Raw genomic sequence first — 13636 nt, forward strand, 5'->3', positions numbered from 1 at the left:
CAACGGAGCAGGCCGGACGGCGGGAGCCGGCGCCGGTCCACCACTGCGCGCCGTGCACGCGGGTGCGCACGAGGACGCGCACGACGGCGCGCGTCCTCGTGCGCGGGACGACGCAAGGGACGACGCGCCGGACGGTGTGTGCGACGTTCCCCGCGACGTCCCCTGCGACGACGTACGCGGCCGGCGGGGCGGCACGGCGTACCGGTTCGTGTCGTTCGCCGGGCGCGCCCTGCGCCGCGAGTGGCACGGCATGGCCGTCGAACCGCTCCGGCAGCTGACGCGCCGTGGACTGTCCGGACTCCTGCTGGCCTTCGTGGCCGCCTTCGGTGTCGTCTTCTTCCACGCGATCGCCCAGCATCCGACCGGCGCCACGGTGGTGCGGCTGACCGGCGGGGTCACGGCGTCCCTGCCGTTGCCGCTGGCCCTGTTGCGCACCCCCGTGTCGCTGTACGTCCCGGCCCTCGACCTGCCCGTGTGGGCGGGCATCACCCAGCTGTTCCTCGCGTTCGCGCTCGCCGAACTCGCCCTCGGCCGGGCCCGGACCCTGGCCATCGCCTACGTCACCACGCTGGCCGGCACCCTGACCGTCCGCGTGATGATCGCGATGGGGCCGGGCTGGTGGGGCCTGGGTCTGCCAGCCAGGATCGGGGACGTGCTGGACACCGGGCCGTCCGCCGCGGTGGTCGGCCTGTTCACCTACCTCGCCGTCGTCCGACGCGCACCCGTGGTGTTCGCGCTCACCGGCGGCTCGATGGTGTGGGAGTCGATCGCGAGGCCCAATCTGGCGGGCCGGGAACACCTGATCGCGGTGGCGGCCGCGCTGGTCCTCGGGCTTCTCCACGGGCGCCGGCGAAGATCCTTGCGGGCCCTGGCGATCCTGTTTCCCGAGCGCCGGACGGTGGGTCTCCCGACCCTCCCGACCGGAGCCGCTTCCGTCCCGTGGGCTTCGCCCGCCCCAACCGGTCCTGGCCCATGGTCCGTTCCTGTCCCGCCGTCCGTTGCGGACGCGCGGTCCGGCCCGGGGCCGTCCGCGAGGGACGGCTCGTCCGGGGACGGGGCGTCCGCATCGGACACCTTGTCCGGGCTGAGGCCAGCCGCGCGGACAGCCCGGCGGGCCGTCGGGCATCGCGCCGGCGACGCGTCGCCACGAGCGCGCTGACATGGGCAGAAGGCGTCCCCGTGGCGGACCCCCCGCGCGCGTGGGTGCCGGGAGGCGCGGTGTGTCGTCGGCGGACCGGCCCCGGCGTCGGCCCGCGCCTCCCGAGAAAGTACGCAAGAACTCGTCCGAGATCGTGAATACGACGAAGGTCACAATTACATATCGGACACTTCGCACATCAATCTTCACGCGAGGGACACAAGTTGGCTAAGTTGGCGCCAGGCCATACGACTTCCTCCGGCGAACCTCGCCGGGTCGGTTGGCCTCCGCCTAATCCGGTGCGGCCTCACGGCGACCGGAGCCGGGGACCCAACCGAACCCTGGGGTGAATCGGCCCAACTGCCCGACCGGGCAACGGCCGTAGGGCATACCTTCCGGATCTGTCCGCCCGAACCCGACAGCTAACTCGGTAGGCGGAGTACGGAAGGAGTACGTCCGTCATGGCGCCGGAACGCACCCCGGGCCCTGGAGGCAGCAGCCTCCCCGGCATGTCCCGCTCCGCACCCGCGACGTCGGCCCGCTCCTCGGCGGGCCTGTTCCCGCAGAGCCCCGACTCCCCCTCCCTCGGAGGGGGCGACGCCCCGAGCCGCGAAGAGGTCCAGCAGCGGATCAGCTCCCTCTACGACCGGGCCGAGACCGCCACCGGGAACTACAACGCGACCCGCGCGATGCTCAGCGGTTCGCGCGGTCGCCTCAACCCGGCGCGGGACAACGGCCGCAGGAACACCGAGACCACGCTCGACGACGTGTCCCGGCCCTGGTTCGACGTGGCCCGCGCCCAGTTGGGCCCGAGCGCCCCCGCGCGGCTGCCGGCCGACAGGACGCCGAAGCGCCGGGCGGAGGCGCTCCCCGCACCCGTCTCCAAGCCCCTGGAGAGCGGTTCCTCCGCCCGGGCGCTGGAGGCCCCGGGCCGCCCCGTCCCGGAGCTGACCGCCGGCCCCGGAGCGGGGCCCAGGGCGGAGCTGACCGCCCGTCCGGCGGCCGGACCGGCGGCGGAACTCCCCGCCGGGAGGGCCGTCGCGGCGCTGGAGGCCGGGACCGGGGTGCGTCAGGAGGCCGCCGGGGCACTGCCCGCGCCGGCCGTCGAGTCCCCTCACTCCTCCTCCTCGCTGAAGAGCCGCAAGGAGCGGAACCGGCGTAAACTCGCCCTCGCGCGTGACCTGTTGGCGCGGCACGCCGTCCAGCAGCGGACCGCCCCGGTCGCGGCGATCGAGGCACCGCCGGCCCGGCAGGCCTGGCCGAGCGCCGAGGAACTGGTCCGCCGTGAGGCCGAGGAGCAGTGGCGGGGACCGGTGTCGGCCGGTGCGGGCCTCGGCGCGCGGGTGGACACGGCCGCCCGCCCGGACGCGGGTGACCTCCTCGGCGGCGACGCCTCCCTCGACGCGGGAACCCCCCTGTACGCGGCGATGATGTCGTCCTCGGGACTGACGTTCGCCCCGGACCCGGCGTCCACGTCGGACACGGGGTCCCTGCCGGGCGTCGTGGCCGGCCCGGGTGCGGCCTTCGGGTCGGACACGGCGTCCGTCCCGGGCATGGCCTTCGTCCCGGACACGACGTTCACGCCGGGCATGACCTTCGCCTCGGACACGGCGTTCGCCCCTGGGACGTCCTACGCCCCGGAGCTGTCCTACGCCCAGGGCGTGGCCTGGGGGCCCGACCGACTCGTCGCCCCGGACCCGCTCACCACGCCGGATCCGTCGTTCGTCGCGGAGCCGCCCCGCACGCCCCTCGGCTCGCACACGGGACACATCCCCGCCGTGACCGTCGCCCCCGACGCGTCCTTCGCCCCGGCGGCATCCGTCGGTGCCGGGATGCCGGGCATCGCGGGCATGGCCGTGGGTGGCGACACGGCCGGCTCGGGATACGACGTGAAGGCCGCCAAGGCGCTGGACTTCGCCCGCGCCCAGATCGGCAGGCCGTGCGTATGGGGCGCGGCCGGGCCGGGTTCGTACGACTGCGCGGGCCTCACCCGTGCCGCGTGGATGGTGGCCGGGGTCGCGCTCCCGCGCACCGCGGGCGACCAGGCGGCGGCCACCACGCCGATCCCGCTCACCGACCTGCGGGCCGGCGACCTGATCTTCTTCTACGGCGACGTCAGCCATGTCGGCCTGTACATCGGCGACAGCATGATGATCCACGCGCCGAGTCCGGGGGCGTACATACGCGAGGAGTCGATCTTCTACGCGGGTCAGGCGGCGATCCACAGCGCCGCACGGCCGGTGTAGGGGACGTCCCGGAAGACCCCGGTCCGCCCGGTGCCCGTACCGATCCGGTGAGGGCACCGGGCGGACTTGTCCCCGGCGGTCGGCCGGGTGCCGCAGCGCGGGGGGCGCGGGCGGAGGGTGCCGTGTCCTCCCCGGGCCCGCGCCGGAACGCGCGTCGGCCTGCCGAACGGGCGCCTCCGGGCGGCTACTCGCCCGAGACCGTCGTGTTGCACGGTGTGGGCGCCCGCCCCGGACCGCTCGACCCGGACGGTTCGGCCCGGACCGCTCGGCCCGGGCCAGGCTTGCCCCGGCCGGACGGGGTGCCGTGGCACGCGGAGTCAGGGCGTGCGCCGGACGGGTTCCAGCGGTCGGATCAAGCCACTTGGCTGGCTTGTTCACAATTCAAGCACATCTTGAACACCTTTCCGCTCCATGTGGAGTCCTGGCCTCCGAATCGCCCGTCGTCAGGGGCGCGGTTCGGCGTCCTCGGTGGTGACGGGGCGCCCGGGGGCGGACGTTCGGCCCACCCTCGTCGCGAGGGCGCACAACCGGCGCCAGTCGAGGGCCGGACGGGGGTCGGGCACACCGGGACGTTTCCGGGGGACCCGGACCCGCAGCGCGCCCGGTTCGACACGGCAGTGGACCGGGGTGCGCAGCATCAGGGCCTCGCCGTCGACGCCGGCGTCGATCTCCGGCCGGTCCGCGTCCACGACCACCTCGCGCGCGGTGAGGACAGCGAGCCCCTGCGCGGCCCGGTCCAGCACCAGGGCCGCCGCCTCGGCCGCGCTGTCCACCTTGATGCCGAGGACGCCGAGCAGCCCGGAGTCGAGGCGCTCGCGGCGGCCGATCCCGGCCGGATCGTTGGTGCGGTAGGGGTTGTTGCTCACCAGTACGGCCTGCGGGGCGTCGAGCGTGGAGTCTCCGGCGCGGGCGGTGAGCCGCGGCCCGCGCTGCCGGGTGAGCAGCTCGGGCAGGAGCTCCAGAATGGTGCCGATCTTGTCCTCGCGGTACGCCGGGCTCTGGACGACCGCCGCGTAGGCGCCGAAGGAGGCGTTGTTGACGAACGGATGCCCGCCCGCGAAACCGATGTCCACCCGGAGTTCGACGCCGTCGGTGAGCGCGTCGAGACAGCGTGCGGGGTCGTCGCGGTCGAGCCCGAGGTCCATCGCGAAGTGGTTGCGGGTACCGGCGCAGACGACCAGGAACGGCAGACCGTGTTCGGCGGCGACGGCCGCGACGAGCGCCTGGGTCCCGTCGCCGCCCGCGACACCCAGCAGATCCGCGCCGTCGGCGACGGCGGCGCGCGCCAGGGCGGTGACGTCCTGTTCCTCGTCGGGGTCGAGGAGGACGACCCGCGCCCCGAGCCGCTCGGCCTTCTCCACCAGCCCGAACCGGGCCACCTTCCCGCCTCCCGAACGGGGGTTCATGACGAGGAACGGATGCCGCGGGGGCGCCGTCCCGCGTTCCCGGGCCCGCCGGGGACGGTCGCCGCGCAGCGCGTGACGGCCGCTCCAGACCGCCACGGCCCACAGCCCCAGGGACGCGGGTACGGCCCACAGCAGGGACACCGCCAACAGCGTGACGACGGCGGCGGGGGCGACCACCGCGACCAGGGCGGCGACCCAGCGCAGCGGGCCGCGCCGGGTCAGCGTCCACCAGACGGCGGCCGCCGTGACGACCACGCCGACGAACGCGATCGCGAGCAGCAGCACGCCCTTCAGACCGCCCTTGGCCAGCGGCAGCAGCACCGCCAGTGCCGCCGCGGCCAGTGACGCTCTGGCCGCCCAGCGGTCACCACCACGGACCGCGTCGCTCCTGTCCTCGGTCATCGCTCCTCCAGGGATGCGCGGATACGCGGTCCACGGCCGGTCCACGGACGGTCGGTCCACGGACGGTCGGTCCAGGGGTACGCCGTCCGTGGTCGAGCGGACCGCCGACGCGCCATCACGGGTGCGCGGACGTGCGCCGACGCGTCGGCGACGAGCGCGGACTCGCAGCGACGGGTCCGGGGCCGGTGCGGCCCACTCCACCACAGTCGGAGCGCGGAGCGGCCGAGGACCCGGTGCGGGCGAGGGTCGTCACCCGGGAAGGCGATCCGATCGATCCGGTCGGGCCGGTCGGGTTGGGCGACCGCTGACGGGGCCGGGTCTTCGGCACCCCTCGGGAACGGGCCCGGCGCGTCTGATGCACGATGGGCGGCGGCGGATCCGGCGACGTGGCCGGGTGGGTGGCGCCAGGACACAGCGGTAAGCCGACTCGGCCGTAAGACGACATAGCGGTACGTCGACACATTCCCACGAAGACATGGCGGTAGGACGACACAGCGGTACGGAGAATCAGTCGTACGAAGAGGCAGCGAGGCGGAGGGACAGGGGCGATGGGCGTGGACCGGGGCCGGGTGCTGGTCGTCGACGACGACGCGGCGATACGCCGTTCGCTGGAACGCGGACTGCGGCTCGGCGGATTCACCGTGGACCTGGCGGACGGTGGCCGCCCGGCGCTGGACCTGGCCCGGACGAGACCACCGGACGTGATCGTGCTGGACATCTCGATGCCGGACCTCGACGGCATCGAGGTGTGCAGGACGCTGCGGAGCGAGGACAACGACATACCCGTGCTCATGCTGTCCGCGCTCGACGAGACCGCCGACCGGATCGCGGGACTCCAGGCGGGCGGCGACGACTACCTGGTCAAACCCTTCGCCCTGCAGGAACTCGTGCTCCGCCTGGAGGCACTGCTGCGCCGCAGACCACCGCGCGACACGGGCACCGTACGGGTCGGCGGCCTGCTCATGGACCCCGCCGCCCGCACGGTCGCCCTCGACGGCCGGCCGGTGGACCTGACCCGCCGCGAGTTCGAGCTCCTGCACGTCCTCGCACGGAATGCCGGACTCGTCCTCAGCCGGGACCAACTCCTGGACCGTGTATGGGGATACGACTTCGACGTGCGCACCGACGCGGTGGACACCTTCGTCAGCTACCTGCGCCGCAAACTGGAGACCCGGGACCGCGCCCGGATCATCCACACCGTGCGGGGCGTCGGCTTCGTCCTGCGGGACGACCGGGCGGGGGAGAAGCGGTGAGACTGTCCACACGGATCGCCCTCGCCGTCGGCGCCACCGTGCCCGTACTGGTCCTGGCCACCGGCTGGTTGCTGCTGCGGCTGGTCGCCACGGATCTGCACGACCAGCAGGACGCCCATCTGCGCGAGCGCGCGGCCACCGTGGCCAAGGACGCCCGGGGACTGCTGCGCGCGAGCGCCGCGGACCGGTCGGCCGCCGTGGAACAGGCGCGCCAGCGCAAGCTGTTCACCTCCGCCCTCGACGTCGGCGTCCGGCTGGTCGGCCCGGACGACACCTTCACCGGCGGCCCGCAGCCGGACGCCGGGGCGCCGCTGCCGCCGAGCGCGCCGGTCCCCGTCACGCTCCGAGCCGACGGCCACAGCTGGCGCATCCTGTCCACCCCGGTGACCGGCGCCCGGCCCGGAGTGCGGGGCACGCTGTGGCTGTTCGCGTCGGACACCGCCGCCGACACCCAACTGCGGCTGGTCCGGCGGCGCGCGGTGTCCGTCGCCCTGCTCGCCGCGCCGCTGTCCGGACTGCTCGCCTGGGGAGTCGCCACCCGGGCGAGCCGGCCGCTGCGCATACTGCAACGCCGTACGAGTGGCCTGGACCCCCGCGCCAGCCGGGCCCGCCTGGATCACACACCCACCCGGATCGCCGAGGTCGACGACCTGGCGCACACCCTGCAGACCGTTCTGGCCCGCTACGACGAACAGGCCGCCCGGACGGCCGAGGCCCTGGCCACCGCCCGCTCCTTCGCCTCCGCCGCCTCGCACGAACTGCGCACCCCGCTGATGAGCATGCAGACCAACCTGGAGATCCTCACCGCGCATCCGGACCTCGCCGGGGCCGACCGTGACGAGGTGCTGCACGACCTGCGCCGCGAGCACGCCCGGCTGCTGGGCCTCCTGGTGATGCTGCGCGACCTCGGCCGAGGGGACCTCGTCGAGGCCGACGCCTTCGGGCCGGTGGACCTGGCCGACGTCGTCGAGGCGGCCACGCAGGAGCAGCGGCGCCGCCATCCGCACGCCCGGGTGTCCGGCAGTTGGCCACCGGGTCCGCGGGTGCACGGCTGGGAACCAGGACTGCGGACCGTGGTGGACAACCTGCTCGTCAACGCCCTGGTGCACGGACAGGAAAACGGGCGGCCCGCGCGGGTGGAGATCGGCCTGCGGGCGAGCGGCACCGACGTGCTGCTCGTCGTCGACGACCGGGGCCCCGGCATCCCGCCCGAGCTGCGGGCGCAGGTCTTCGAACGCTTCAGGCGACGGCCCGACAGCCCGGGCTCCGGCCTCGGACTCACCCTGGTCGCCCAGCAGATCGCACTGCACCGGGGCCGCGTCCGGGTCCTGGACCGGCCGGGCGGGCCGGGTACCCGGATCGAGGTCGCACTGCCGCTCGTCGACGGCGCGCCGGACGAGGGGAAGACGCTGCCGCTCCGCCGCAACTGGATGATCGCGGCCGCCGACCGGTCACAAGAATTCCACAAGGACGGCTCCTAGTTTCCGCGTGTGCGGGCAACCGCCCGTGGACACGGAGGAGTTCGTCATGCCAAGCACCAGGAAGACCGTGGTCTCGTTGGTCGCCGTGGGTACGCTGCTCGGCGCCCCGGGGGTCGCCGCGGCGGACGCGTCGCCCGCGCCGTCCGGCGCGCCCAAGGGCGACGGCGCGGCCGCGCTGTGCCGGCGCGCCCCGAAGATCGACCAGCGGATCGGCCGGATCCTCGACCGGCTGCACGCGGACGCGACCCGGCGGGGTTCCGTCGCCCGCCTCGAACAGCGCGTGGCGAGCGCCAAGGCGGCGGGACACACGGAGATCGAGAGCTACCTCAACGACCGGCTCACCTTCCGGCGCTCCCTGATCCCCACTCTGGAGGCGCGTCAGAAGGACCTCTCGGAGGTCCGGAAGTGGTGCGGCACGCACGACGACGGGAACGCGAAATGAGGGCCGTGCGCCGCGTGGCCCCGGCCGCTGTGGCCGCCGTGGCCGTCCTGCTGCTGACCGGTTGCGGTCACGGCACGGACACCGGACAGCCGGCGCCCGCCGCCTCGTCCACCACGGACCTCGACCATCTGCGGAAACTGGTCGACGACGCCGACTCGGCGGCGAGCAAGGCGGAGTCGGACATGGCCCGGGAGTGACCACGGGGGCCCACGGCGCGGCGTCGGCCCGGCGCACGTGCCGACGCCGCCGCCGCCGTCCAGGGCCACGACTCGCGGCGGCCCGAGGTTCTCCCGCCGCAGCCCGGGGCCACGGCGCGCGGCGCCGATGCGGCCCCGTGCCACGGCGACGGCCCCCGACGCGGCCTCGGCTCACCCTGCCCGGGGCCCTGGCAGGGTGTGGCGCGTGGCAGTGCGGGCGCCGGTCGGCGGCCGTCGCCGGATCACGCCCGTGTTCCAGGGGCGGGCGGTGATCCGTCGGAGCTGATCCGGTGGTGGCCGTCGACGGGGTGGGACGGGAGGTGCGGTCGGTGCGGATGCTCGGAGGCGGTGCGTTCGACGATCAGCAGTGCGGCGTCGTCGGAGGGCCGGTCGCCGACGTGGGCCAGGAGGTCGTCGTGGATGTGACGCAGCAGCGCGTCGGGTCCCGCGCCCCGGAACGCGGCCACCCGGTCGGCGAGCGGGTAGAAGTCGCCCGTCGGTGACCGGGCCTCGATGACCCCGTCGGTGTAGAGCAGCAGGACGTCGCCCACCTCGAAGGTGAACGGGTCGGGGCGATGGTGCGCCGCGGGCGTCTCGCACAGCCCCAGCGGCGGCACCGGGTGCCGGGCCTGCAGGACCTCGACCCGGTGATCCCGGAGCAGCAGGGGCGGGGGATGGCCGCAGTTGATCATCTCGACGCGGTTGCCGTGGTCGGGGATGTCGAGGACGAGCGCGGTGATGAAGTGCTCACCGGGGTCGTGCTCGGTGTCGGCCACCTCGTCGAGGTCACGGCAGACGCTCGCCTCCAGTGCCGCGGTCAGTTCGGGCAGCGTGGCGTACCGCTGGGCGCCCTCGCGAAACGCCCCGAGCGCCACCGACGCCTCACCGATCGACGACATGCCCTTGCCGCGTACGTCCCCGATGACCAGCCGGGTGGACAGACGGGCGGAGCGTGCCACCGCGAAGAGGTCGCCGCCGATCCGGGCCTCGTCCTCGGCGGCCAGGTAGAGCCAGGCGACCCGCAGCGGACCGATCCGGCGGGGCGGCGGGCGCAGCAGGACACGCTGCGCCGTCTCGGCCACGGACCGTGACCGGCTCAGCTCGAGCGCTCTCCGCTCGCGCAGGTGGCACACGAAGACCACCAGGGCGGAGAGCACGGACAGCGCGATGATCTGGGCGACGTGGTTGGCCGTGGTCAGGCCGCCGTGCAGCATCGCGATGCACACCTGGGCGGTCACGGCGAGCACGCCGACCAGCGTGGTCAGCCGTGGTCCGGCGAGCGAGGCGGTGAGCGCGGGCGCGATGACGAGCAGCGGACCGAGATGGACGTCGGCCGGTGACTGGATGTCCACGACCGTGATCACTACGATCAGCGCGACGGGGACCGCCACCAGTCCGCGGCTCGACGGCTGCTCCACGAGGCGGTCCACTGACACGCGCCGGACGCTCACCCGACCATTTTCCCCCTGACCCGTAGTGCCTGCTCCTCGGCACCAGGTCCGCCACCGGGTTCCGGGCCTCGTCCGCGCCCCGTCCGGAGCCCCGCGGAGGCGGCCGGACTTTAGGGATCTCCTCAGAAGCAAGAGGTCATAAGCCGCCCTTATGTGGTCATAGATCCAACCCGAGTACTGACTAAGGCATGCCTTAGCTTAGGCTTCCGGGCGAGTCACCCCTGCCCCCTTCGAAGGGAATCTGATCATGCCTCGCCCTCTGCGGGTAGCCATTGTCGGAGCCGGTCCCGCCGGCATCTACGCCGCCGACGCGCTGCTGAAGTCCGCAGTGGCCGTCGAGCCCGGTGTGTCCATCGACCTCTTCGAGCGGATGCCGGCCCCCTTCGGCCTGATCCGCTACGGCGTCGCCCCGGACCATCCGCGGATCAAGGGCATCATCACGGCCCTGCATCAGGTGCTCGACAAGCCGCAGATACGTCTCTTCGGCAACGTCGACTACCCGGGGGACATCAACCTGGACGACCTGCGTGCCTTCTACGACGCGGTGATCTTCTCCACGGGCGCGACGGCGGACCGGGCCCTGGACATACCCGGCATCGGCCTCGGCGGCTCGTACGGCGCGGCGGACTTCGTCTCCTGGTACGACGGTCACCCGGACGTCCCGCGGACCTGGCCCCTCGAAGCCGAGAAGGTCGCCGTCCTCGGTGTCGGCAACGTCGCGCTGGACGTCGCGCGCATCCTGGCCAAGACCGCCGAGGAGCTGCTGCCGACCGAGATCCCGCCGAACGTCCACGAGGGGCTCGTGGCCAACAAGGCGCTGGAGGTCCACGTCTTCGGCCGCCGCGGCCCGGCGCAGGCCAAGTTCAGCCCGATGGAGCTGCGGGAACTGGACCACTCGCCGAACATCGAGGTCATCGTCGACCCCGAGGACATCGACTACGACGAGGGCTCGATCGCGACCCGGCGCGGCAACAAGCAGGCCGACATGGTCGCCAAGACCCTGGAGAACTGGGCCATCCGCGACGTCGGCGAGCGGCCGCACAAGCTGTTCCTGCACTTCTTCGAGTCGCCGACCGAGATCCTCGGCGAGGACGGCCAGGTCACCGGCCTGCGCACCGAGCGCACGGTCCTCGACGGCACCGGCAACGTCAAGGGCACCGGCACCTTCAAGGACTGGGACGTCACGGCCGTCTACCGCGCCGTGGGCTACCTGTCCGACAAGCTCCCGAAGCTGCCCTGGGACGTCGAGTCCGGCACGGTCCCGGACGAGGCGGGCCGGGTGATCGAGGAGACCGGCGAGCACCTGCGGTCGACGTACGTCACCGGCTGGATCAGGCGCGGACCGGTGGGCCTCATCGGCCACACCAAGGGCGACGCCAACGAGACCGTCGCGAGCCTGCTCGACGACCACGCGAGCGGCCGACTGCTCACGCCCGCCGCTCCCGAGCCGGAGGCCGTCGACGCGTTCCTGAAGGAGCGCGACGTCCGCTACACCACGTGGGAGGGCTGGTACCGGCTGGACGCCGCGGAGAAGGCGCTCGGCGAACCGCAGGGCCGCGAGCGGGTCAAGCTCGTCGAGCGCGAGGACATGCTCGACGCCAGCGGAGCCTGATGCCGCGGCGCCGAGGCGCTGAACGTCACCTCCGTGGGGGGTGTCCGTGCCCACCGGACCGGGTGGCACGGACACCCCCCACGGTCGTCGGGTCCCCTCCGGCCCGGACCCGTCCGGATCGGGCGGGTCCGGCGTTCCTGGTGAAAGATGTCGGGGGAACTGTAGACGCGGGGGCTCCCCGTTCGACGTACGGGTGAGAGCAGGAAGACCCCACCTGAGGAGTACGACCGTGCCCAAGCTGCGCGTGCACAACCTGACCGTTTCCCTGGACGGCTTCGCCGCGGGGCCGAACCAGTGCCTGGAGCATCCGCTCGGCGAGGGCTTCGCGTCCATGCACACCTGGATGTTCGCCGCGATGCGGGACCACGAGGCGGGCAAGGGCGGCACGGACGTCGAGTACGTGGAGCGCGCCGAGGAGAACATCGGCGCCACGATCATGGGCCGCAACATGTTCGGGCCGCACCGCGGCCCCTGGCAGGACGAGTCGTGGCGCGGCTGGTGGGGCGACAACCCGCCCTACCACAACGACGTGTTCGTGCACACGCACCACCCGCGGCCGTCGCTGACGATGGAGGGCGGGACCTCCTTCCACTTCACCGACGAGCCCGTCACCACGGTCCTGGAGCGCGCCTTCGAGGCGGCGGCGGGCCGGGACGTGCGCCTCGGCGGCGGCGCGGCCACGGTCCAGCAGTACCTTCGCGCCGGCCTCGTCGACGAACTGCACCTGGCCATCGTCCCCCGGCTGGTCGGGCGGGGAGAGCGCCTGCTCGACCACCTGGGGGACGGGGTCGACGGCTACCGCGTCGCCGAACTCGTGAGCTCACCGGCCGCCACCCATGCCCGGCTGCTGCGCCGCTGACGCGACATGACCGCGACGCGGGGCGTCGGGGATGCCCGGGACGCGGTTCCACCTCCGTGCGCACGGCCCGGCGGGCACCAGCCGTCGGTGCGTGTGATCCGCGTCGCGCGGCCGCGCCACGGTGCCGGATTCCCGGGATCCCCTCACTCGGCTGAGCCCCGTCGCGCCGTCGGGCCGGGGCCTCGGTCTCCGGTACCGGTACGCGCGGTCGCGCCACGGCGCCGGGTCCCCGTGAGCCCTCACTCCGCGTCGGACGGCGCCGTTCCGGGTGCCGGTGGCCGGGGGCCCGGCGCGCCCGCGCGCAGACCGTCCATCACCAGGTCGAGGAGGCGCGCGGCACGCGGCTGCCAGTCCCCGTGGGCGTCCATCTGCCAGAGACCGGCGATCGCGAGGACGAAGTCGTCGGGGGTCACTCCCGGACGGATGGTCCCCGCCCGGTCGTTGGCGTCGAGCAGAAGGGAGACGGCCGAGGAGACCGCGCCGTGCCCCAGCCTGGTCAGGGTGCCCCGGGTGACGGTGGACGCGCGCAGGGCCTCGGCCAGGCCCGCCTTGGCCATGGCGTACTGCGCCAGACGGTCCATCCACTCCCGCAGGGCCCGGTCCGGGGCGCGGGTCTCCAGCAGCTGGGCCGCGGTGTCGGCGAGCTGCTGCACCTCGTAGCGGTAGACCTCCAGGACCAGCGCCTCGCGGTTGGGGAAGTTCCGGTAGAACGTGCCCTGCCCCACGCCCGCCTTCTTGGCGATCGCGCTGAGCGGGGTGTCCGAGGAGCGGGTCAGCTCCGCCAGGGCCACTTCGAGGATGCGCTCGCGATTGCGCTGCGCGTCCGAACGCAGCGGGGCGTCCTTCCTCTGCATTCGTCCCCCCTTTCCCCCGGCCGCGGAACCCCGCGGCGGAGCCCGGCCTTGATAAGTGGACAGCTGTCCGCTAAGTTCGGCGTTAGTGGACAGCTGTCCACTTAGGTTCACCATAGCGTGAGATCCGGCCATCGTGGACTGCCGGTGCCTCGCGAAACCGGTGTCGCCCCGCACCTTGTGCGGACGGCCACCGGTCCCTTTCTTCCCCCACCCCAGCCCACCCCCACTCATCGCACAGCGCCATTCCTTCCCCCGTGACCTCCGCGCCCCGTGACCTCCGCGCCCCCGCGACTCG

11 protein-coding genes and 1 riboswitch are annotated in these 13636 nt (G+C 73.6%); of the genes, 8 read left to right on the forward strand and 3 right to left on the reverse strand.

Features of this window, described 5'->3' with window-relative positions:
• Positions 1-52: 52 nt before the first annotated feature.
• Both OG776_RS42525 and OG776_RS35405 read left to right on the forward strand, forming a co-directional pair.
• A complete protein-coding gene (locus OG776_RS42525; RefSeq protein WP_443077302.1) occupies positions 53-1159 on the forward strand; it encodes a hypothetical protein in 1107 nt (368 codons plus the stop codon).
• Positions 1160-1416: 257 nt separating this feature from the next.
• Positions 1417-1591, forward strand: a riboswitch (cyclic di-AMP (ydaO/yuaA leader).
• A gap of 56 nt (positions 1592-1647) precedes the next feature.
• On the forward strand, positions 1648-3384 hold the full coding sequence (locus OG776_RS35405; protein ID WP_329323145.1) for an NlpC/P60 family protein: 1737 nt from the start codon (positions 1648-1650) through the stop codon (positions 3382-3384).
• Between the two features lie 443 nt (positions 3385-3827).
• Here OG776_RS35405 and OG776_RS35410 read toward each other — a convergent pair whose 3' ends face one another.
• On the reverse strand, positions 3828-5192 hold the full coding sequence (locus OG776_RS35410; protein ID WP_148008106.1) for a diacylglycerol/lipid kinase family protein: 1365 nt from the start codon (positions 5190-5192) through the stop codon (positions 3828-3830).
• A gap of 548 nt (positions 5193-5740) precedes the next feature.
• Here OG776_RS35410 and OG776_RS35415 point away from each other — a divergent pair.
• The 4 genes from OG776_RS35415 to OG776_RS35430 are packed head-to-tail and all read left to right on the forward strand — an operon-like array spanning position 5741 to position 8565.
• Positions 5741-6445 carry a response regulator transcription factor gene (locus tag OG776_RS35415; protein ID WP_329323147.1) on the forward strand — a complete coding sequence of 235 codons (705 nt, stop codon included), beginning with the start codon at positions 5741-5743 and terminating at the stop codon, positions 6443-6445.
• Complete coding sequence (locus OG776_RS35420) at positions 6442-7926, forward strand: sensor histidine kinase (RefSeq protein ID WP_148008108.1); 1485 nt, start codon at positions 6442-6444, stop codon at positions 7924-7926. Before OG776_RS35415 ends, OG776_RS35420 begins: the two co-directional genes overlap by 4 nt.
• A gap of 46 nt (positions 7927-7972) precedes the next feature.
• Positions 7973-8368, forward strand: coding sequence for a hypothetical protein (locus tag OG776_RS35425; RefSeq protein WP_329323148.1), 396 nt, complete (start codon positions 7973-7975; stop codon positions 8366-8368).
• Positions 8365-8565 carry a hypothetical protein gene (locus OG776_RS35430; RefSeq protein ID WP_187285519.1) on the forward strand — a complete coding sequence of 67 codons (201 nt, stop codon included), beginning with the start codon at positions 8365-8367 and terminating at the stop codon, positions 8563-8565. Before OG776_RS35425 ends, OG776_RS35430 begins: the two co-directional genes overlap by 4 nt.
• A gap of 242 nt (positions 8566-8807) precedes the next feature.
• On the opposite strand, the gene OG776_RS35435 is transcribed toward OG776_RS35430, so the two are convergent.
• A complete protein-coding gene (locus OG776_RS35435) occupies positions 8808-9995 on the reverse strand; it encodes a PP2C family protein-serine/threonine phosphatase (protein WP_410093155.1) in 1188 nt (395 codons plus the stop codon).
• 268 nt (positions 9996-10263) lie between these two features.
• Between OG776_RS35435 and OG776_RS35440 the strand changes: the two genes are divergently transcribed.
• Both OG776_RS35440 and OG776_RS35445 read left to right on the forward strand, forming a co-directional pair.
• On the forward strand, positions 10264-11628 hold the full coding sequence (locus tag OG776_RS35440; protein ID WP_329323149.1) for an FAD-dependent oxidoreductase: 1365 nt from the start codon (positions 10264-10266) through the stop codon (positions 11626-11628).
• Positions 11629-11857: 229 nt separating this feature from the next.
• Complete coding sequence (locus tag OG776_RS35445) at positions 11858-12487, forward strand: dihydrofolate reductase family protein (RefSeq protein ID WP_329323150.1); 630 nt, start codon at positions 11858-11860, stop codon at positions 12485-12487.
• 239 nt (positions 12488-12726) lie between these two features.
• Here the strand turns inward: OG776_RS35445 and OG776_RS35450 are convergent, their stop codons facing one another.
• On the reverse strand, positions 12727-13341 hold the full coding sequence (locus tag OG776_RS35450; RefSeq protein ID WP_148008113.1) for a TetR/AcrR family transcriptional regulator: 615 nt from the start codon (positions 13339-13341) through the stop codon (positions 12727-12729).
• Positions 13342-13636 lie beyond the last annotated feature (295 nt).

Source organism: Streptomyces sp. NBC_01689, assembly GCF_036250675.1.
In the GTDB taxonomy this organism is placed as follows: Bacteria; Actinomycetota; Actinomycetes; order Streptomycetales; family Streptomycetaceae; genus Streptomyces.

What these genes read in the sequence shown, in the direction of transcription:
- OG776_RS35405 (WP_329323145.1), top strand. Translation starts at nt 1,648, where the DNA reads ATGTCCCGCTCCGCACCCGCGACGTCGGCCCGCTCCTCGGCGGGCCTG.
- OG776_RS35410 (WP_148008106.1), bottom strand. Translation starts at nt 5,192, where the DNA reads ATGACCGAGGACAGGAGCGACGCGGTCCGTGGTGGTGACCGCTGGGCG.
- OG776_RS35415 (WP_329323147.1), top strand. Translation starts at nt 5,741, where the DNA reads ATGGGCGTGGACCGGGGCCGGGTGCTGGTCGTCGACGACGACGCGGCG.
- OG776_RS35425 (WP_329323148.1), top strand. Translation starts at nt 7,973, where the DNA reads ATGCCAAGCACCAGGAAGACCGTGGTCTCGTTGGTCGCCGTGGGTACG.
- OG776_RS35430 (WP_187285519.1), top strand. Translation starts at nt 8,365, where the DNA reads ATGAGGGCCGTGCGCCGCGTGGCCCCGGCCGCTGTGGCCGCCGTGGCC.
- OG776_RS35440 (WP_329323149.1), top strand. Translation starts at nt 10,264, where the DNA reads ATGCCTCGCCCTCTGCGGGTAGCCATTGTCGGAGCCGGTCCCGCCGGC.
- OG776_RS35450 (WP_148008113.1), bottom strand. Translation starts at nt 13,341, where the DNA reads ATGCAGAGGAAGGACGCCCCGCTGCGTTCGGACGCGCAGCGCAATCGC.